General features: G+C 69.2%; 19 protein-coding genes and 1 pseudogene. 12 read left to right on the plus strand and 8 right to left on the minus strand.

Annotated elements, in window-relative coordinates:
* The 4 genes and pseudogenes from ACO1BU_RS15740 to ACO1BU_RS15755 all read left to right on the plus strand — a co-directional run.
* A pseudogene (locus ACO1BU_RS15740) lies at window positions 1-392 on the plus strand (hypothetical protein); the annotation flags it as partial.
* On the plus strand, window positions 389-634 hold the full coding sequence (locus ACO1BU_RS15745; protein WP_424136915.1) for a hypothetical protein: 246 nt from the start codon (window positions 389-391) through the stop codon (window positions 632-634). The pseudogene ACO1BU_RS15740 and the gene ACO1BU_RS15745, both read left to right, overlap by 4 nt.
* Window positions 634-1,194, plus strand: coding sequence for a glycoside hydrolase family 108 protein (locus tag ACO1BU_RS15750; RefSeq protein WP_424136916.1), 561 nt, complete (start codon window positions 634-636; stop codon window positions 1,192-1,194). Before ACO1BU_RS15745 ends, ACO1BU_RS15750 begins: the two co-directional genes overlap by 1 nt.
* Window positions 1,195-2,120: 926 nt before the next feature.
* Window positions 2,121-2,657 carry a hypothetical protein gene (locus ACO1BU_RS15755; RefSeq protein ID WP_424136917.1) on the plus strand — a complete coding sequence of 179 codons (537 nt, stop codon included), beginning with the start codon at window positions 2,121-2,123 and terminating at the stop codon, window positions 2,655-2,657.
* A 608-nt stretch (window positions 2,658-3,265) separates the two neighbouring features.
* Here ACO1BU_RS15755 and ACO1BU_RS15760 read toward each other — a convergent pair.
* Window positions 3,266-3,502: a hypothetical protein gene (locus ACO1BU_RS15760; protein ID WP_424136918.1), complete on the minus strand. Its 237-nt coding sequence runs from the start codon at window positions 3,500-3,502 to the stop codon at window positions 3,266-3,268.
* Window positions 3,503-3,833: 331 nt separating this feature from the next.
* A complete protein-coding gene (locus ACO1BU_RS15765; protein WP_424136919.1) occupies window positions 3,834-4,127 on the minus strand; it encodes a hypothetical protein in 294 nt (97 codons plus the stop codon).
* A gap of 198 nt (window positions 4,128-4,325) precedes the next feature.
* On the opposite strand from ACO1BU_RS15765, the gene terL reads away from it, so the two are divergent.
* Window positions 4,326-5,393, plus strand: coding sequence for a phage terminase large subunit (terL, locus tag ACO1BU_RS15770; RefSeq protein WP_424137022.1), 1,068 nt, complete (start codon window positions 4,326-4,328; stop codon window positions 5,391-5,393).
* A 6-nt stretch (window positions 5,394-5,399) separates the two neighbouring features.
* Here terL and ACO1BU_RS15775 read toward each other — a convergent pair whose 3' ends face one another.
* A complete protein-coding gene (locus ACO1BU_RS15775) occupies window positions 5,400-5,621 on the minus strand; it encodes a hypothetical protein (protein WP_424136920.1) in 222 nt (73 codons plus the stop codon).
* Between the two features lie 125 nt (window positions 5,622-5,746).
* Between ACO1BU_RS15775 and ACO1BU_RS15780 the strand changes: the two genes are divergently transcribed.
* From ACO1BU_RS15780 to ACO1BU_RS15790, 3 genes are read left to right on the plus strand one after another with little or no spacing between them, the layout of a single operon-like run.
* Window positions 5,747-6,106 carry a hypothetical protein gene (locus ACO1BU_RS15780; RefSeq protein WP_424136921.1) on the plus strand — a complete coding sequence of 120 codons (360 nt, stop codon included), beginning with the start codon at window positions 5,747-5,749 and terminating at the stop codon, window positions 6,104-6,106.
* Between the two features lies 1 nt (window position 6,107).
* Window positions 6,108-6,617, plus strand: a complete 510-nt coding sequence (locus ACO1BU_RS15785; protein WP_424136922.1) for a cell wall hydrolase — start codon at window positions 6,108-6,110, stop codon at window positions 6,615-6,617.
* Between the two features lie 49 nt (window positions 6,618-6,666).
* Window positions 6,667-7,035, plus strand: coding sequence for a DUF952 domain-containing protein (locus ACO1BU_RS15790; RefSeq protein WP_424136923.1), 369 nt, complete (start codon window positions 6,667-6,669; stop codon window positions 7,033-7,035).
* A gap of 12 nt (window positions 7,036-7,047) precedes the next feature.
* Here the strand turns inward: ACO1BU_RS15790 and ACO1BU_RS15795 are convergent, their stop codons facing one another.
* Both ACO1BU_RS15795 and ACO1BU_RS15800 read right to left on the minus strand, forming a co-directional pair.
* Window positions 7,048-8,109 (minus strand): alpha/beta hydrolase family protein, encoded by a 1,062-nt coding sequence (locus tag ACO1BU_RS15795; RefSeq protein ID WP_424136924.1) that lies wholly within the window; start codon window positions 8,107-8,109, stop codon window positions 7,048-7,050.
* A gap of 82 nt (window positions 8,110-8,191) precedes the next feature.
* A complete protein-coding gene (locus tag ACO1BU_RS15800) occupies window positions 8,192-9,010 on the minus strand; it encodes a DMT family transporter (protein ID WP_424136925.1) in 819 nt (272 codons plus the stop codon).
* A 147-nt stretch (window positions 9,011-9,157) separates the two neighbouring features.
* Here ACO1BU_RS15800 and ACO1BU_RS15805 point away from each other — a divergent pair, with 147 nt between their 5' ends.
* Genes ACO1BU_RS15805 through ACO1BU_RS15815 form a run of 3 tightly spaced genes read left to right on the plus strand, consistent with a single transcriptional unit; the run spans window position 9,158 to window position 12,254 of the window.
* A complete protein-coding gene (locus tag ACO1BU_RS15805; protein WP_424136926.1) occupies window positions 9,158-10,216 on the plus strand; it encodes a quinone-dependent dihydroorotate dehydrogenase in 1,059 nt (352 codons plus the stop codon).
* Entirely contained in the window at window positions 10,216-11,073 is an 858-nt protein-coding gene (locus tag ACO1BU_RS15810) for a TIGR01459 family HAD-type hydrolase (RefSeq protein WP_424136927.1), read from the plus strand. Before ACO1BU_RS15805 ends, ACO1BU_RS15810 begins: the two co-directional genes overlap by 1 nt.
* Entirely contained in the window at window positions 11,070-12,254 is a 1,185-nt protein-coding gene (locus ACO1BU_RS15815; protein WP_424136928.1) for a multidrug effflux MFS transporter, read from the plus strand. The genes ACO1BU_RS15810 and ACO1BU_RS15815 overlap by 4 nt, the downstream gene beginning before the upstream one ends.
* Before the next feature lie 16 nt (window positions 12,255-12,270).
* Here the strand turns inward: ACO1BU_RS15815 and ACO1BU_RS15820 are convergent, their stop codons facing one another.
* Window positions 12,271-12,489 carry a hypothetical protein gene (locus tag ACO1BU_RS15820; protein ID WP_424136929.1) on the minus strand — a complete coding sequence of 73 codons (219 nt, stop codon included), beginning with the start codon at window positions 12,487-12,489 and terminating at the stop codon, window positions 12,271-12,273.
* Window positions 12,490-12,649: 160 nt separating this feature from the next.
* Window positions 12,650-13,777, minus strand: a complete 1,128-nt coding sequence (locus ACO1BU_RS15825) for a family 8 glycosyl hydrolase (RefSeq protein WP_424136930.1) — start codon at window positions 13,775-13,777, stop codon at window positions 12,650-12,652.
* 203 nt (window positions 13,778-13,980) lie between these two features.
* On the opposite strand from ACO1BU_RS15825, the gene ACO1BU_RS15830 reads away from it, so the two are divergent.
* The gene (locus ACO1BU_RS15830) at window positions 13,981-14,325 is read left to right on the plus strand and encodes an Hpt domain-containing protein (RefSeq protein ID WP_424136931.1); all 345 of its coding nucleotides are present in this window, start codon (window positions 13,981-13,983) and stop codon (window positions 14,323-14,325) included.
* Window positions 14,326-14,457: 132 nt separating this feature from the next.
* Here the strand turns inward: ACO1BU_RS15830 and ACO1BU_RS15835 are convergent, their stop codons facing one another.
* On the minus strand, window positions 14,458-17,064 hold the full coding sequence (locus tag ACO1BU_RS15835; protein ID WP_424136932.1) for a hybrid sensor histidine kinase/response regulator: 2,607 nt from the start codon (window positions 17,062-17,064) through the stop codon (window positions 14,458-14,460).
* Between the last annotated feature and the right edge of the window lie 67 nt (window positions 17,065-17,131).

Raw genomic sequence — 17,131 nt, forward strand, 5'->3', positions numbered from 1 at the left:
CCGGCGCCTCGGACCAGCCCGCGCCCGAGCAGCCGCAGCAGCCCATCGAGGAGCCGCCCGCGACTGAGCCCGATCCGGTGGAGCAGCCCATCGAGCCCGAGACGCCGGACCAGCCTGAGCAGCCCGAGACTGAGCAGCCTGTCGGCGCCGGGGAACTGCTCGACCGGGCGGTGGCGTCCCTCCAGGCCCTGCGCCCCTTCCTGACGCCCGCGCCAGGCCAGCAGGACCAGGCGCCGGCGGCTGGCAGCGCCGACATCCTGGTCACCTTCGACGCCCTCGCCGCCGCCGTGGAGCAGGCGCCGGACAGCAAGAACGGGAACAAGAAGGAGGTCCTCTCCTACCTGAAGCGCGGCCGCGAGCAGGCGGTGAAGATGCTGGAGGGGGAGAAGTGAGCGGCACCGTCGGGAATGTGGTCTTCAGCCCAGTCCCTGGCAGTCCCTATCCGCCGCCAGGGCCATGCCACGCAGAGGCGCCTGACCATCTGGCGAAGCACCTCGGCCAGCCCGCCCTGACGCCCCCGCCTGACTTCTGGGACCGGGTGGCCCGCGAGGTGGCAAAGCTGATGGTGGAGAGGCAGGGAATACTCTCGCCACCCTATCCGCCGGCCGTCGCTGACGCGCGGGAACACGGTTGATGGGCACCTTCGAACGCCAGATGGCGGAGACCTCCCTTACCGAAGGGGGGTACTCCAACGATGCCCTGGACCCGGGCGGCGAGACGAACCACGGCATCACCATCGCCGTGGCCCGGGCCTTCGGATACCGCGGCGCCATGCGGGACCTCACGGCCGACATGGCGCTGGAGATCTACCGGGCCCGCTACTGGATCCAGCCCGCCTTCGACCAGATCGACCCCATCCATCCCGAGCTGGCGGCTTGGCTGCTGGACACCGGCATCAACATGGGTCCGGCCACGGCCGGGAAGATGCTGCAGCGCTGGCTCAACGCGCTGAACGACGGCGGCCAGATCTATCCCGACCTCGCCGTGGATGGGATGTGCGGGGCCCTGACCCGGCACGCCCTGACCATCTTCCTGAGCGTCCGGGGATCTGAGGGGAGGGACCTGCTACCCCGCCTGTGCCGCTCCCTCCAGGCAGCGCGCTACCTGGAGATCGCCGAGGCGAACCCGAGCCAGGAGCGGTTCGAGTGGGGGTGGGTCAAGCGGGCGTTGGGGACGGCGGCCCTCGTTTCATGAGCGCCTGGCGCGACCAGCGCCTCGTCTTCGCGGCTCTCACGGTCGCGGGCGTGGCCGTGGCGGTGCTGGTCCTGGCGGTCGCGTGGCTGGTGCGGGGGGCGTTTTGAGGGGCTGGCTGAGGGGCCGATTTCCTCCGCGCTTATATACGTGTGTGACCTTGGGATTGGCGGGCTAGCCGTCTCGCAACGCTAGGTCGCTCGCCGTAAGCTAACGGGCATGGTCCGTCCTGCAAGAATTCAGATCGCTATGGCTAAGAGCGCCGGGTTCACGGCCGGCAATCGGCCCCCATGGGAGCCTGTCGTTGAGTGTCCGTACAGGATTGCAGAGGTGGAGCTTACGAGCGCGTGGATGGAGGGCTACCGCGAAGGAGAGGCGGTTTGGAGAGCGGCGAACCCGAACCGGCCGGCATGACCCAGCCCAGGACCGCTCTTATGCCGCAACCCCTGGACACAGGGCAGTCAGACATGATTCTATGCATCTGTGGGTGGCGACCGTCGCCGCCCTTCACCGCAGTCTAAGCGTCCTATCGCTTAGGCCACGACCGGCAGTGGGAAGTGACGAACTCCCACCGCCCGAGCCGAAACCGGATGTAGTCCACGACGGACACCGGCCTCGGCCAAGAGCAAGCTACTCTCACAGCAATCACCTCCTTCCTTGGTGCCGGGGATCAGACCCCCGGCACCGGGGGCACCCCTGTGCCCCCGCCCGTAGAGCTAAGGGGTGCAGTAGGAAGGAGCGGCGACGGCCGCCGCTGACGATCATGCCCGTCCGTTTTCGGCAACGCAAGCTATCTCGTTGTTGTTGGGTGTGTTCGATTAGAGTTGCCAGAACGTCCCCAACATCGCTATTTTCCGATCATGCCGATACCAGAGCCATTTGCTGCGGAACTCCACAAGCGACGCTCGGCGTTGGCGGATGCGCGACGCTTGGCCGAGGAAGCGCAACACCGCGTTCATCTTCTTGAGGCGGAGTTGCGCGGCTGGGAGGGCGCAATTGCCCTGCTCGACACGGTCGTTACGAGCGTTCAGAAGCCATCAACGCTACGCCTTTTCGGGCACTTGCGCTCCGATCTTGATCCAGATGCTGATGAAGTCGGGGAGGATGGGCGCCCACGTCGCGTCAAGGGGCGTTGGTCCAAACTGATGGGCGAGGCAGCCAAGGTCTACCCCCAGGGGTTGTCGTTTGATGACTGGGAGAGTGCCGCAGAACGCCTCGGGGTTCCCCTCAATCGCAATACTCTGCGGTCGCAAATGTCCACTTACACCCAGTGGGGTTTGGTGGAGCGCTTGGGTGACGGGCATTATCGGATCACCCCAGAAGGAGCGACTGCGGCCGGTATCAGACTGCCTCTACCGCCGCCTAGCGGTGAGGCGGGACATGACGTCCATGACGCGGCAGACGCCGCGCGGGATGCAGGGGCGGACGTATCGTCCGATACTGAGGATGCGGCCGCTGACCTCTAGTCGGCCAGAAACACAAGAGGCGACCCCTGTTGACGCAGGAAGTCGCCTCCGTGTCGGATTGGGGCACTCCCGCACCCCAGCCGTGATCTCAGCGGGCACCGAGGCGCCTACTAGGACCCAAGAGCCAGTAGAATCGCATCGGTGCCTCGTTGGGGCAAGGGAAAACGGCATCAGGGGAGATACCCATGCCACCCAGGCGAGACGGGCAACCGCCCAACCACCACGATGACTACCTCTGGATTGGGGGGTACCCCCGCGTCCGGAACGGCAACGCCGAAATCGTCAGCGCGCATTGGAGGGGCTGGCCGCAGATTCGTCGCTATGGCGGCCGGTTCAGTCCGATCGCTTCGGGCCTGACCGTTTCGGGCCTCTGACCGGAGGAGGCGGCGGGTGAACCGCCGCCTTCTTTATCGCTTCTTCGACCTCGGCTGGCTCACTTCTGTCCGGCCCGGCTGACTGCCCTCGCCCCGTCACTTCCGCCACCGCCCGCGCCTGGGCCAGCAGTACCCGGCGCCCCTCCTGATCCAGGCCATCCCAGATCGAGACCAGCTCGGCGCGACCTTTCTCGGCGGTGACGGGATCTGGCGGGGTGGGGCGCAGGGTGAGCATCAGGCCAATCCGTCCAGCGGGTCGGGCACATTGCTGGCTGGCCGGTTATGCTCCCACCACCGGTCCATTGGGCCCCACAGCCAGTCACCACGCTCGCGAGACAGGGACGCGATCATGCTGGCGATGGTGTGGTCCATCTCCTCCTCGGCGCCGCCAGCGGCGAGGTAGGCTGCGCGGGCAAGGTTCAGGCACTCCACAGTGTCCAGGCCCTGCCCGGCTGCGTCACGGTAGGCCACCCCCACCGCCTGCAGCTGTGCCGCGGGCCAGGACGCGCAGGGCTGAGGACGGTAGAGGTGATCCCATCTCATGCGCGCCCAACCAAGACTTGGGGCAGGTTCGCCTCTGCTGAGAGGAGCGCCTTGCCCACCTCCCGCAGTTGCTTGCGGCTAAGAGCGATGTGGACAGCCGATTGGCGGCCGTCTCGCATGGCAGCCTCGTCCGGTGGAAACTCCAGCGTCACGATGACCCCACTATCAACGGTAGCGGTTATCACCAGACCAGAGAGCGATGGGAGGAAGAGCCCGGCGGTACCTAACTTGCGGACCACTGACATGCTGCCTCCTTCTCTCAGGCCGCCACCGGCGCGGCGAGATGTCGGGCAAAGGCATCGCGGCACGCTGCCATCGCGCGAGCTGCATTCTCGGCCGCGCGACGCGCCGCCTTCTCGGTGCTCTCCACCTCATCCACCGCCTCCAGCGCGGCCTCGGCGCTCTCGGCGAAGCCGTCGCGCATTTCCTCCAGCCATTGCTGGACCTGCTCAGGGTCACCCTGTTCGCGCAGGGTGGCCACTACGGCCTCGACCTGCCGGACCATGCGGTCGGGGGTCGCGCCGCGGGCCATGGCTTCGGTCAGGCGCGTCATGGCCTGGCGCTGGGGGGAGGGCGGTCGCTTCTGAGCCATCTGAAATCCTCGGTTGCTGCCGGGGAGGGTCGCCGGGGTTCTAAGGACTATGGCGGATGTTCATGGTGCGTTCCAGATCAAAGCGACCGCGACGACCGGGTATGTGGCCGGGTATAGGCTTGGTCTGTTCTTGCAAAACGTCAGAAAAATAAGGCAAAAATCGCAGTTCTCCGCGAGCCCTCCATGCTCGCCCAGGGGATCGGCGGCAACGTTACCGGCGCGCGGGCGGAGCTGATCATCTGCGACGATGTGGAGGTCGCCGGCAACTGCGATACGCCGGGCAAGCGCGAGGAGCTGCGCGGACGCCTTGCCGAATGCGAGTTCATCCTGACGCCCGGGGGTACCATCCTCTATGTCGGCACGCCGCATTGCGCCGACAGCCTCTATGCGCCGGTCGAGGTGGAGGGCGCTTTCCTCGCCACCTATCGCCGGCTTCGTATCCCGTTGCTGGATGTAGCGGGTCGCAGTGCCTGGCCCGAGCGCTTCCCGCGCGAGGGCATCCAGGCGCTGCGCGACCGCGTTGGCCCGTTGCAGTTCCGGCGCCAGATGATGCTGGAATGCGCGGCGGCCGAAGCGGCGCGGCTCGATCCTGCGCTGCTCGTCCGCTATGGCGAGGAGCCCGACTATCGCGAGGCGAATGGCCGTCCGATCCTCTCGTTATTCGGGCGGCGCCTCGTCTCCGGCGGCGGCTTCTGGGATCCGGCTTATGGCAGGTCGGGGCAGGGGGACTCCAGCGTTCTCGCCGCCACCTATTCGGACGGGGAGGGCAATCACTACCTGCATCGCGTTGCCTACATCACGCAGGATCCGGACGGTCAGCCGGATCCGGCCACGCAACAATGCCGCCGCGTTGCCATCCTCGCGCGGGAGCTGCTGCTGCCGGTGGTGCGGGTGGAGACGAACGGCATTGGCAAGTTCCTGCCCGCCCTGCTGCGGCGGGAACTGGCCCGCGCCGGCGCCGCCTGTACGGTGGTGGAGCATGTGAACCATCGCCCCAAGGCGGAGCGCATCCTCGGCGCGCTGGACTCCACGATGGCAGCCCGCCGCCTGCATGTGCATGAAACCGTGTTCCGCACGCCCTTTCCGCAAGAAATGGCGGAATGGAAACCGGGCGCGAATGGCGCGCGGGACGATGCGCTGGACGCGGTGGCGGGCTGCCTTCTGGCGGAACCGGTGCGGCTGCCGGGCCTGCCGCCGGTGACGCGCGGAATGTCCTGGCGGGGCTGACTGGCCTCAGGCCGCCACCTTCTTCAGCACCTCGGTCGCATGCCGCTTCGTCCCGTCGCCCGTCATGGCAAAGCGGCCTGGCGAGACCTCGTCCACCAAGCCCATGGTGCAAAGCCGGCGCAGGCACGGCTCATCCGGCAGCCCTGCCGGGCGCGTGCCGCCATGGGTCAGGAACAACCGGTGCAGGGCCGCCCGGCAGCAGGTCTCAAGATACGGCTCGTTCCACATCACCGGCACAAAGCACCCCTCACGCTGCCCCGGCAAGTCGGACCGCAGCCACCCTCCTTCAACCCCGGGGTGGTTGAGCCTCTGCGTAGCCCCCCAATCATGGCCCGATCCCGCAAGGAGGACCCATGCTGTCCATGAATCCCGACCCGCAATGGGTCGCCGCCGCGGTGGAAACGCCTTTCATGGCGGTGCTCGCCTGGATGCTGCACAACCTTCGCCGCAGTATCGCCCAGTCACCACCCTTTCCGCCGGAGCGGGAGGCGCATGACGCCGCCCAGCACCAGGCCGCGCTGGAACGCACCCGCGACGACCTGGCCGCCTTCAAGCTGGAAGTGGCACGCACCTACGTGCCCCTTTCCCTGATCCGCGACGTGGATGGCCGCCTCACCGCCCACCTCATCCGCATTGAGCAGAAGCTGGATGAGGCCACCCGCGCCGCCCACAGCACCGCCGCGCAGATGCGCGTGCTCGCCGAGGACCGCTGAGATGGACCCCACCGAAATCCTGGCCCGTACCCTCTATGTCGAGGCCGGTCCACACCCGGTCCGCGCCATCGAGGCCCTGGCGGCCCTGGCCGTGAATCGCGCCCGCGCCGCCATGCCGCGCCCGGCGCGCCGGCCCGGTGCCGCGCCCTTTGCGCCCGGCGGCCATGCGCGCCTGCCCGAGCCTGCCACGGCGGAGGTCGCGGCCACCTGCCGCGACCCCTTTCTCTTCCCGGCCTGGAACCCGCGGCACCCTGACCATGTCCTGCTGGCCCGCCCACCCCAGGCCGATCCGGCCTTTGCCATCTGCCGCCGCATCGCCGCCCGTGCCCTGGCGGGGAGCCTGGCGGATCCAACCGGCGGCGCCACACATTGGCACCCCGCCGACCAGCTTCCCCCGTGGGCGGTGGCGCAGGACCCCTCGGCCGAGATTGGCGGCCTGATCTTCTACCGTTTGGAAACGGGGGAGCGCCCCGCCCATCCGGCCGCCCCCGCCCTGGTCGTGGCGGCCTGATCGGGGAAGGGGCATGGACGGGAAGGGCCCGGCGCGCTTGAAACCTCCCATGAGCGACACGCCCGAACTTCTGGTCCACACCCTCATGCGCGGGGCCGACTGGCGTGCCGCCCAGGAGGCCGGCGCCTATCACGGCAGCGCCGATGACCGGCGCGACGGCTTCCTGCATTTCTCCACGGCCGCCCAACTCCGGGCCAGCGCTGCCAAGCACCGCGCCGGCGAGCCCGATCTTTGGCTCATCAGTGCCGAGACCGCGGCGCTCGGCGCCGCGCTGCGCTGGGAACCGGCGGCCGGCGGCAAGCGGCCCGGCCTCTTTCCCCATCTCTACGCGCCGCTGCCGCTGGCCGCTGTGCGCGGCGCCGTCTTCCTGCCCTTGGGCCCGGACGGGCTGCACCGCTTCCCGTCCTGGGTGCCCTGAAAGGGCGGCGCCTCAGCGCCGCTCCCCGACATTCCGGCTGATCCAGCCGGCCAGCCAGTCCGCGATCTCCAGCGAGTTCCGGTCCTGCATCAGCATGTGGGAATTGCCGCGGATTCCCATCTCCGGCAGCACCGCGATCTCCACCTTGCCCCCGGCGGCGTTGGCCGCGCGCGCGAAGTCGCGGCAGGCGCGCAGGCGCGGTGCCCAACGCGGGGCTTCGTCCACGAAGTCACCCCACAGCACGAGGATCGGCAGGTCCTTGTAGGGCGCCATGTCGCTATCCGCCGCCGGGCAGGCCCCTGGCTCGATCGAGACAATTCCCGCGATCCCCTCCCGGCTCATCGCCGCCGTCTGGAATGGGTAGATGCCGGATTGCGAGTGGCTGATGAGCACGGCCCGGTTCAGGCGCTTGGAGAGTTCCGAAAGCCCGACCACCGTAGGGTTCGGCGAGGGCACGGAGAAGTTCCAGTCCGGCACCATCTGCTTCCAGAACTCGCCCTGTGCCTCCAGCGGGAAGAGCATGCCCGGGAACACCTCGGGATGGCGCCGGCCGAAGCGGAAGATCATCCAGGCATCCTCCTGCCCGGCGGCGAACACGGTGGGCAGCGTATCGGCCGCGGCCTTCCCGGTCTTCACGGCATTGATGGGCGTCGGATGCGCCGCGGAACGGCCGCGCCAAGCCTGGTCGATCACATAGGTCGGGTAGCCATGGCGGAGGAAAGCCTCATCCCACCCCATGCGCCCGTCCGGCGTCGTCTCCCAGGTCTTGCCCGTCAGGCAGCAGCCATGGATGAACACCAGTGGCGGCCGGGCCCCGGCATTGGCCGGCACCTGATAGCGGACATAGACCTGATCGACCGTGATGGTGCCACTGGGCCCGTAAGCCGGCTGGGTGGACAGCGTGTCCGAATGCAGCGTCCGCCCGCCTACGAAAAAGGATCCCTGCCGCTCGATGGAGAGCGGCCCCTGAGCGGCCCGTGCAGCCTCCGGAGCGGCGGGTTGCGCCAGGGCAGGGCCGGCAGCCAGGGCGGTGAGCAGCGCGAAAAGCCCGGCAGCGCGGGGCGGGATGGGCATGCGTCTTCCTCCAGCAATCTTGGCCGCCCCTTCGGGGCGGGCGCGAAGGAGGGACGTCCGAACTGCCTCTGTCAACGCGGCCTCAGCGTCGTTGCGCCATTGCTCCGGCGAAGGTCACGATCGCCGCCCCTATCCAGACCAGGGGCGCGGGCCAGACCCCCCATACCGTCACATCCAGCACCACGGCGAAGACCAGCGCGGTGAACTCCAACGGTGCCAGCCGGGCCGCCCCGGCATGGCGGAAGGCCATGGCGAGCGCCACCGTCGCCCCGCCCGCCAGCACCCCATTGGCCGAAAGCGCCAGCGCGTCATGCCAGGAGGGCGTCACCCATTCCATGGCCGCCCAGGGCAGCAGCACCGGCAGGACCGGCGCCGCGCTCCAGAAGATCAGACGCGCGGCGCCCCTCTCGTCGCGCAGGCTGCGGTTCACCACCAGCACCAGCGCGTGGCACAGCGTACCCAGCATCGCCCAGCCATAGGCCACCCAGGACCCGCCGGCCGAAAGACCCGGCCAAAGCGAGATCAGAACGCCCAGGAACCCCAGTGCGCACCACCCCCAGGCCGCAGCCGGCACAGGCTCCTTCAGCAGTACCCTGAACAGTGCCAGCAACAGGAAGGGCGCGGTGAAATAGACAAGATAGCCCTCGGCCAGGGGTAGGTGCCGCAGCGCCAGGAAGAAGCCGGCGCCCGAGCCGACCATCAGGACGGCGCGTGCCAGATGCGCCCGCAGCCGCCGCGTGGCGAGCCCGCCGCCCAGGTCCCGCCGGACCATCCGCGCCAGCCCAAGCAGGCCCAGCAGCACCACATAGCGGAACACCAGCACCTGGCTGACATGATAGCCGCCGGACAGCACCTTCGAATTGGCGTCCAGCAAGGCGAAGAGCCCAATCGCGGCCAGCATCAGCAACGGTCCGCGCAACTTGCTCCCCCCGATTCCCCAGGGCGCGCTTGTCCCGTTCCGCTGGTGCGCCGTCAACGCATACTCCGGAACACTGCCCCGGCGTTCTCCCCTGGCCCTCCGCGCTGCACTGCGGCAAAAGCGGCGGTGATGCGCCCCGCCCTCGCCTCTGCCCTGATGCCTCTGATCCGGGGCTTCGATCCGGAAAAGGCGCATGACCTGTCGCTGCGGGCCCTGAACTGGGGCCTGGCGGGGAGGGACCGCGGGCCGGATGACCCGATTCTCACCACCCGCGTCCTCGGCCTCGATTTCCGCAACCCCATCGGGCTGGCGGCGGGCTTCGACAAGAATGCGGCCGCCGTTCTGCCGCTGATGCGGCTCGGCTTCGGCTTTGTGGAGGCCGGCACCACCACCCCCCGCCCGCAATACGGCAACCCCAAGCCCCGCCTGTTCCGGCTGGAGGAGGATCGGGGCGTCATCAACCGGATGGGCATGAACAACCTGGGCGTGGAGGCCTTCGCGGCCCGCCTCGCGGCCCTGCCGCGCCCGCTTCCCGCCGTGCTGGGCGCCAATATCGGCATCAACAAGGAGGGGGCGGATCCCGAGCGCGACCATCCCGCCCTTTATGTCGCCGTGGCGGACCAGGCCGATTACGTCACGATCAACATCTCCTCCCCCAATACGCCCGGCCTGCGAGATCTACAGGGCGAGGTCCGGCTGGCCGGCATCCTGGACGCCACTCTTGCGGCCCGCGCGGAGCTGCGCCGCCGCCCGCCCGTCCTGGTGAAGATCGCCCCGGATCTGGCCGAAGGCGCGGTGGAGGCGGTGGTGGAAACCTGCGCGAGCCGCGACATCGCCGGGCTGATCGTTTCCAACACGACAGTCGCCCGGCCCGAAACGCTCCGCTCCGGCCGCAAGGCGGAGACAGGCGGCCTTTCCGGCCGTCCCCTTTTCCATGCATCGACCGAACTCCTCCGCCGCGTCCACCGCCTGTCTCGCGGGCGGCTGGTGCTGATCGGTGCGGGCGGGGTGGAGAGCGGCGAGACGGCCTATGCCAAGATCAAGGCCGGCGCCTCGCTCGTGCAGCTCTACGCCGCCTTCGCCTATGGCGGCCCCGCCCTGGTGGGGCGCATCAAGCGCGACCTCGCCGCCCTGTTGCGCCGCGACGGCGTGAAATCCCTGTCCGAAGCCGTCGGAGTCGAAGCCTGATGCAGATCCTGGAAAGCGTTGCGCCCCTGGCGGAGCGCTATCGTGGCTTCGTGCTGGATATCTGGGGCGTCGTGCATGACGGCCAGGCCGCCTTCCCCGGCGTGAACGATGCCCTGGGCCGGATGAAGGAGAAGGGCGCGCGCATCGTCTTCCTCTCCAACGCCCCGCGCCGTTCCCATGTGGTGGAGGCGCAGCTCACCGCCTTCGGCATCGACCGCGCCCGCTATGACGCCGCCATGACCAGCGGCGAGATCACCTGGCGCCTGCTGCGTGACCGCCAGCACCCCTTCGTGCGCGATCTCGGCCCCCATGCCTTCCATATCGGCACCCCCCGCGACCATTCGGTGGTGGAGGAACTGGGCATCACTCTCACCGACCGCGCGGACGGGGCCGACTGGCTGCTGAACACCGGCCCGGACCCGGAACGCGGCGCCCAGTCCATCGAGCCCTATGAGCCGGCGCTGGAGGCCGCGCTGAAGCGCAACCTGCCCATGCTCTGCGTGAACCCGGACCGTCGTGTGGTGGTGGGCGGACGGGCGATCATCTGCGCCGGCGCCCTGGCCGAGCGCTACGCCGCCCTGGGCGGCCGGACGCTTGAGATCGGCAAGCCCGACCCGGCCGCCTATGACCCCGTGATGGAACTGCTGGACCTGCCACGCGACCAGGTCGTGGCCGTTGGGGACAGCCCGCACACGGATCTCGCCGGCGCGCAGGCGGCGGGGCTGGACGCCGTCTGGGTCCTGGGAGGGCTCGCGGCCGAGGAAGGGCTGGCGAACGCCGATTCCGAAACCCTTGCCGCCCGCGCGAAGGCCGAAGGGGTCTCTCCCATTTGCGCTCTGCGAGGCTTGCGCTGGTGAGGCCAGGGGAAGGGCCGGCCCGTGTGCCGGCCCTTTGGCTCTTGGTTGGCCTGACGGGCCTTGGCCCCTTCACCATGCAGATCCTCATCCCGGCCGTGCCGCGGATGGCGAATGATCTCGGCGTCTCCTACGCCGCCGCGCAGCTCAGCCTGACCCTGTACCTCCTGGGGCTGGCCCTGGGGCAGCTCCTCTACGGGCCACTGGCCGACCGCTACGGGCGGCGCCCGGTGCTGCTGTGGTCCTTCGGCCTTTACCTCGTCGCCTCGGTCCTCTCGGCCCTTGCTCCGGGCATGGCCTCGCTCGGGATCGGGCGCCTGGCCCAGGCGATCGGCGCCTGCTCGGGCATGGTGCTCGGCCGTGCCATCATCCGCGATGTCTGGCCGCGCGAGGAAGCGGCCAGTCGGATCGGCTATGTCGTGATGGCCATGACCGTGGCGCCAATGCTGGCCCCGATCGTCGGTGCCCTGATCGAGGAACGCTTCGGCTGGCGCGCCGCCCTGGCGGCCTGCCTCATCTTCGGTTCGCCCCTGCTGCTGGCCGTCTGGCGGCGCCTGCCGGAAACCCTGCATACGCCGCAGCCATTGCCGGGGCTGCGGGGCATGGGTCTCGCCTATTTCTCCCTGCTGCGGCTGCCGGCCTTTCTCTGGATTGGGGCCATCGGCGCCTGTGCCACCGCCGTTTTCTTCACCTTCCAGGCAGGGGCACCGAGGGTGGTGCAGGAGATGGGCCATCCCCCGCGCGTCTATGCCACTGCCTCGCTTCTCGTCTTCGTCGGCTATGCCGCCGGCTCCTGGCTGGCGGGGCGCTACTCGGCCAGGTTGGGCCTCGTGCGGATGCTGTCCGCCGGGCTGTGGATGATCATCCTGGGGGCGGGCGGCATGCTGGGGGCGCAACTTCTCCTGCCACCCTCACTGGCGGGCTTCTTCCTGCCGATGACCGTGGTGGCAGTGGGAAACGGAGTGGCCATGCCCAATGCCGTGGCCGGGGCCATCAGCGTAAGGCCGGAGCGGGCGGCCACAGCCTCGGGCCTGCTGGGCGCACTGCAGATGGGCTCCGGCGCCGTGCTGACCCTGCTGACTGGCGCCGTGGAGGGCGGCACCGGCGTGGCCACGGCCCTTGCCATGGCGGGCTGCGGAATCGGCGCCATCATCGCGCTCTGGGGCGCGCGCCGGCACCTCTGAAGCGGCGGAACGCCGGTCAGCGGCGGTTCGGATCCACCCGTTCGCCGACCCAGTTCCCGGCGCGGTCGAGGGCATTGCCGGTGTCGCGAGCCGCATTGCCCAGGGCCGAGCCGGTGCGCTCGGCAGCGCGGTCCACCGACCGACCGGCGCGCTCCGCGGGGCCAGGCTCGGCGCAGGCGGCCAGGAAAAGGGCCGCGGTGCCGGTCAGGAACAGGGCAGGGATCAGGCGGCGCATCAAGGGCTCCGGAAAAGCGGATCGCAATGACCGGATCATGACCGGCCAGCCCCGGATTAGAGCGGTTCCCCACGGTGCCTGTCAGCCCGGAAAGCGCCATGAGTGAAGGAAGGCGGCGGCCACGCCCCTGTCCAACGCGCCGGGGGGGCGGGAGAGCGAGTCAGACGATCGGCGCGCCTGCACGGGCCTCTTGCCAGGCGATCCGGGATAGCATGATCAGCGAGGCGGCGTAGTAGTCGCTGGCCTGCGCGACGCGGGGCAGGTCATTCAGCTTGAGGCTGCGGTCCCGCGTGGCACAGGCGAACTGCGCCACCGCGCGCACCCCCGCATGGCCGGGATAGGGGGCGGGCATATTGGTGCGCAGATCCGTCCAGGCCGGAAATGAGCGGTTGGTCGGGTCCGTCCAGAAATTCACGCAGCCGGTGAGGGCGGGGGCATCCGTCTGCCGCGCCCAGGCCAGGTAAAGCGGCACGCGGACCGCATCCCAGGAAAAGCGCGTGGGCCAGCCGGAGGCGAGGCGGGGCTGGAAAGACGCCTCGCGAGAGAACTCGATCCAGTCGGCCGGCAAGCTCCAGCGGCCGAAGCGCGCTTCCTGGAGGATGGCCAGCCCATCCACCGTCAGGCGGCGCCACATCGGGCTTGGCACGATCTTCTCGAAATCCGCCAGGGCGGGGAAGATATAGTAGGAGGGGTTCAGGATGACGTGGTCACGCCTCTCGAAACCCTGGGTGGCCGGCAGCAGCACCAACTTCCCCGCCACTTCCCGTGTGCAATGGGCCAGGATGTCGCGGCAGATCAGCGCCGCCTCCCGCGCCAGGGCGGGACGGGCGAAAAGGTCGGCGCCGCGCATCATGGCCCAGGCGATCAGGATATCGCCATCGGTGGCGTTGTTGCGGTCGGCCACCGGGTCCACCGCGTCGCCGCGGAAGCGCCACGCATGCAGATTGCCCCGGTCGTGCCGGAGATAGCGGCGCGTCCAGTCCAGGATCTTGTCGAAGCTGGTGACGTCACCCGCCTCGGCCGCGAAAAGCATGCCGAAACCCTGGCCCTCCGTATGGGTCTCATCCCCCTTGCCGGAATCGAGCACGCGCCCCTCGCGGGTCAGGAAGCGCCCACGGAACATCGCCCATTCCGTCTTCAGGTCGACCAGCCATTCCGGCATGCCCTGGGCCCGGACAACGGCCGGAGCCGCCAGCAGAGCCGGAGCGGCGAGCAGGCCAACCATGCGACGCCGCCCCAGCGCCAGGCCGGCGCTGTGGGAGGCGGGGTCGCTCTCGGGTTGGAACATGCTGCGGAACCTGTTCGTTGGTCGCTAAGGTATGCCTAACACACGAGCACACGTTAAGGTTGTGAAAATCCCAATTTTTCGTGTGCAGCCTGATGCGCTCGCTTTGGGGTGCTACCTGCAGGCAAGGTTTCCCCCACGCTTCGAGCCTGACCCGCAGAGCCTCCAGATTGACCGGCTGGTATGGTGGCGGGCACCTTGCGGGAGTGAACGCGATTGATCCTGAAGTGGCCAGCCAATTGGCGGCGGAACTGCCCCGCGATGTGTTCGTGAGCATCGTGCAGACCTTCGAGCAGGATCTTGCCCGGCTGGTTCGCCAAATGGTGGACGCGGCGCGCGCCGACAGCGCCGAGGAATACCGGCGCGCGGCCCATGCCCTGGCTGGCGCGGCCGGTTCTATCGGTGCCCGCACCCTGGAAAGCCTCGCCCGGCAGGCCATGCACCCCGCTGACCGCACGCCGGTCCAGCAGATGATCCTCGGAATCGGGGATGCAGCGAAGGCCGCGCTGTCCGAGTTGTCATCCCTGGCCGCTGAACCCGGCCGGCGCTGATGCCGCTAGGGCGATGACGCCCCATTCCCCGATGTCGCATGACCGGCTTTTCCAGCCATGCGGGTCCAGTATTTCCGGCCAGTGACCGGCGATGCGGGCCGTACACCACCGGCTCTGGCCCGGCAGAAGGTGCTACTCCGCGGCCGGCGCCTTGACCGGCGGCGCAACCCCGATCGCCTGACCAAGCTGGTCGCGCTGCACGGGCTTGGAGAGATAGTCGTTCATCCCGGCCTCGCGGCATTGCCGCTCGAATTCGGGCCCTGCCGCGGCAGTCAGCCCGATGATTCGCGTGTGCCGGTTCGGGCCTCCGCGCCGGATTGCCCGGGTCGCCTCCAGCCCATCCATGACAGGCATCTGCAGATCCATCAGGATCGCGTCGAAGCTCCTAAGGCGGCAATGCTCGATCGCCTCGGCCCCGTTGCCAGCTACGGTCACCTCCGCACCCATCCGGGCCAGCAGGGCCTGCATGAGGATCTGGTTGGTGGCGTTGTCCTCCACCAGCAGGATGTTGCGCCCTGGGCGCTGCGTCGCGGGCCCGCCCAGGCGCTGCGCAACGGGGCGGAGCGCAACCGGGACGCTGCCGGGGGTGGGCGTAAGGGCTTGCAGCACCGCTTCCAGTAACCGCCCGGGCAGGGCGGGCTTGAGCAGCATGGCGCCGATCAGCCCGGGCGGCATGCGCTGGGCTGGCATTTGCTGCGCTTCTACCCCGAAGGAGGCCAGGACGAGGGCCGGGTTGCCCAGCACCGCAGCTTCCGCCTGAATCCGCGCCGCCAGTTCCGGCCCGCCCATGCCCGGCATGGCATTGTCCAGCACGACCGCGTGGAAGGCGGTGCCCCGTTGCGCCGCAAGGCGGAGCAGGTTCAGCGCAGCCGCTCCGCTTTCGGCCGCCAGGGCGGAGGCGCCCGCGGCGTTCAGCTGGCGCACCATCACCTCCCGGTTGAGCGGTAGGTCGTCCACCACCAGGATGCGATAGCCCGCCAGTAGTGGCGGCCCCGCCGGCGGCTGTTCCATCTCGCCCACCATGATCCAGAAACGGAACACGCTGCCGCCACCCCGGCGCTGCGTCGCCTCGATCCCGCCCCCCATCTGCTCCGCCAGCTTGCGGCAGATCGCCAGGCCGAGGCCTGTGCCCCCATATTTGCGGCTGATCGAGGCATCGGCCTGGGTGAAGCGCTCGAACAGCACCGGCAGCTTGGCCGCGTCCACGCCTATGCCGGTGTCGGCCACGGAGCAGGTGAGACGCAGTGCGCCATCCTCCTCGTCCTCATAGGGCGTGACCGAAATCGAGACTTCGATCCAGCCCGTCTCGGTGAACTTGATCGCGTTGCCGACAAGGTTGAACAGGATCTGCCGGAAGCGCCCGGGATCGCCCAACACCTGCTTCGGCAGGTCCGGCGGCAGGGAGGCGACCAGTTCCACGCCCTTGGAGGCGGCGCGCGCCGCGAAAAGCTCCACGATGGTGGAGATCTCGTCCTCCAGCGTGAAGGGGATGTGCTCGTGTTCAATCATCCCCGCCTCCAGCTTGGAAAAGTCGAGGATGTCGTTCAGCACCATCAGCAGGTGCTCGGCGCTGCCCTGGATGGTCTGGGCGTAGCGGCGCTGGATGCCGTCGAGCGGTGAGTCGAGCAGAAGCCCGGTCATGCCGATCACCCCGTTCATCGGCGTGCGGATCTCGTGGCTCATCGCCGCGAGGAACTCCTCCTTCGCGCGGGTGGCCGCGCGGGCCTCGCGCTCGCTCTCGGCCAGCGCATCGCCCTGCGCCTTCAGCGCCGCTGCCTGGCGGGACATGAGCCAGAACGCGACGAGCATGATGGCCGCGATCGCCACGCCACCACCAATCAGCAGGGCGGCCAGCCTCCCCACCCCCTCGAAGGCCGCCGATTTGCGGCGCGCCGCCTCGATCACCAGCGTGCCCTGGCGAATGGTGGAGAAGGCGGCGAAGACGTCCTGTCCGTCCTGGTCGAGGCCGGAATAGGTGCCGCTCTCCTGCCGGGGCAGGAAGTCGCGGAACAGCCAGGCGGAGGGGGCCGCCTCGCCTATCCCAGCTATCCGTCCGTCAGACCGCGCCAGGAGCAGGCCGTTGAGGGAGTGGATCCGGACCGTGACGCCGAAGGCCTCTGCGTGGCGGCGCCCGACGGAGATCAGGTAATCCGGGTTGAGCAACGCGACCGCCGCCCCGTTGAACTCCCCGCGCGGGGTGCGGAGCCCGCGGGCCAGCGGGATGGACCAGATGCCGGCGGCCTGGATGGCGCGCCCCTGCATGGCGGCGGAGCCCCCGAGGAAGCGTCCTACCTCCGGGGCTCCCAACCGCAGGTTCGGGCCGCCGAGCCGCAACATCCGGAACCACTCCCGGTCAGCCACCGAGGTGCCGCGCAGGCTCTCCTCCGTCGCGGAGGTGACAAGTCCGTTGGCGTTCACGATCAGCACGGCGCGGAGTTGCGGCACGTCGCGAATGCGGCCCGCCAGGGCGCGGGCGGTGGCGGCCGGGTCGGCGCCAATGCTGCGTTCGGCCAGGTCGAGCAGCAGGAAGTCGACGGTCTGGATGGCGCGGGCAAGCTGGTCTGCCATGGCCGCGGTCACGCCCAGGGTCAGGCGTTCTGCCTCCTCGGCCGCCTGGCGCAGGCCTCGGTCGAAAAGGACGAAGTAGACGGCGGCGAAACAGGCACCGACGATCAACACGGTGGCGGCGAAGAGGCGCCATGGGCGCGGGGCAGCCGGCCCGGCAGGGCCCGGCTTCAAGACCCTGCGGTTGGGGGATGGCTCGTTGTTCATCAATCTGCGACCGGCGCCATCATCGCAGGCCTAA

This window comes from Roseomonas chloroacetimidivorans, assembly GCF_049629625.1.
GTDB lineage: Bacteria > Pseudomonadota > Alphaproteobacteria > Acetobacterales > Acetobacteraceae > Roseomonas > Roseomonas chloroacetimidivorans.

Bases quoted from the DNA above. Each gene is read 5' to 3' on its own strand.
- ACO1BU_RS15750 (WP_424136916.1), top strand. From the start codon at position 634: ATGGGCACCTTCGAACGCCAGATGGCGGAGACCTCCCTTACCGAAGGG.
- ACO1BU_RS15765 (WP_424136919.1), bottom strand. From the start codon at position 4,127: ATGACGCGCCTGACCGAAGCCATGGCCCGCGGCGCGACCCCCGACCGC.
- ACO1BU_RS15775 (WP_424136920.1), bottom strand. From the start codon at position 5,621: ATGTGGAACGAGCCGTATCTTGAGACCTGCTGCCGGGCGGCCCTGCAC.
- ACO1BU_RS15780 (WP_424136921.1), top strand. From the start codon at position 5,747: ATGCTGTCCATGAATCCCGACCCGCAATGGGTCGCCGCCGCGGTGGAA.
- ACO1BU_RS15785 (WP_424136922.1), top strand. From the start codon at position 6,108: ATGGACCCCACCGAAATCCTGGCCCGTACCCTCTATGTCGAGGCCGGT.
- ACO1BU_RS15790 (WP_424136923.1), top strand. From the start codon at position 6,667: ATGAGCGACACGCCCGAACTTCTGGTCCACACCCTCATGCGCGGGGCC.
- ACO1BU_RS15795 (WP_424136924.1), bottom strand. From the start codon at position 8,109: ATGCCCATCCCGCCCCGCGCTGCCGGGCTTTTCGCGCTGCTCACCGCC.
- ACO1BU_RS15800 (WP_424136925.1), bottom strand. From the start codon at position 9,010: ATGCTGGCCGCGATTGGGCTCTTCGCCTTGCTGGACGCCAATTCGAAG.
- ACO1BU_RS15805 (WP_424136926.1), top strand. From the start codon at position 9,158: ATGCGCCCCGCCCTCGCCTCTGCCCTGATGCCTCTGATCCGGGGCTTC.
- ACO1BU_RS15810 (WP_424136927.1), top strand. From the start codon at position 10,216: ATGCAGATCCTGGAAAGCGTTGCGCCCCTGGCGGAGCGCTATCGTGGC.
- ACO1BU_RS15820 (WP_424136929.1), bottom strand. From the start codon at position 12,489: ATGCGCCGCCTGATCCCTGCCCTGTTCCTGACCGGCACCGCGGCCCTT.
- ACO1BU_RS15825 (WP_424136930.1), bottom strand. From the start codon at position 13,777: ATGTTCCAACCCGAGAGCGACCCCGCCTCCCACAGCGCCGGCCTGGCG.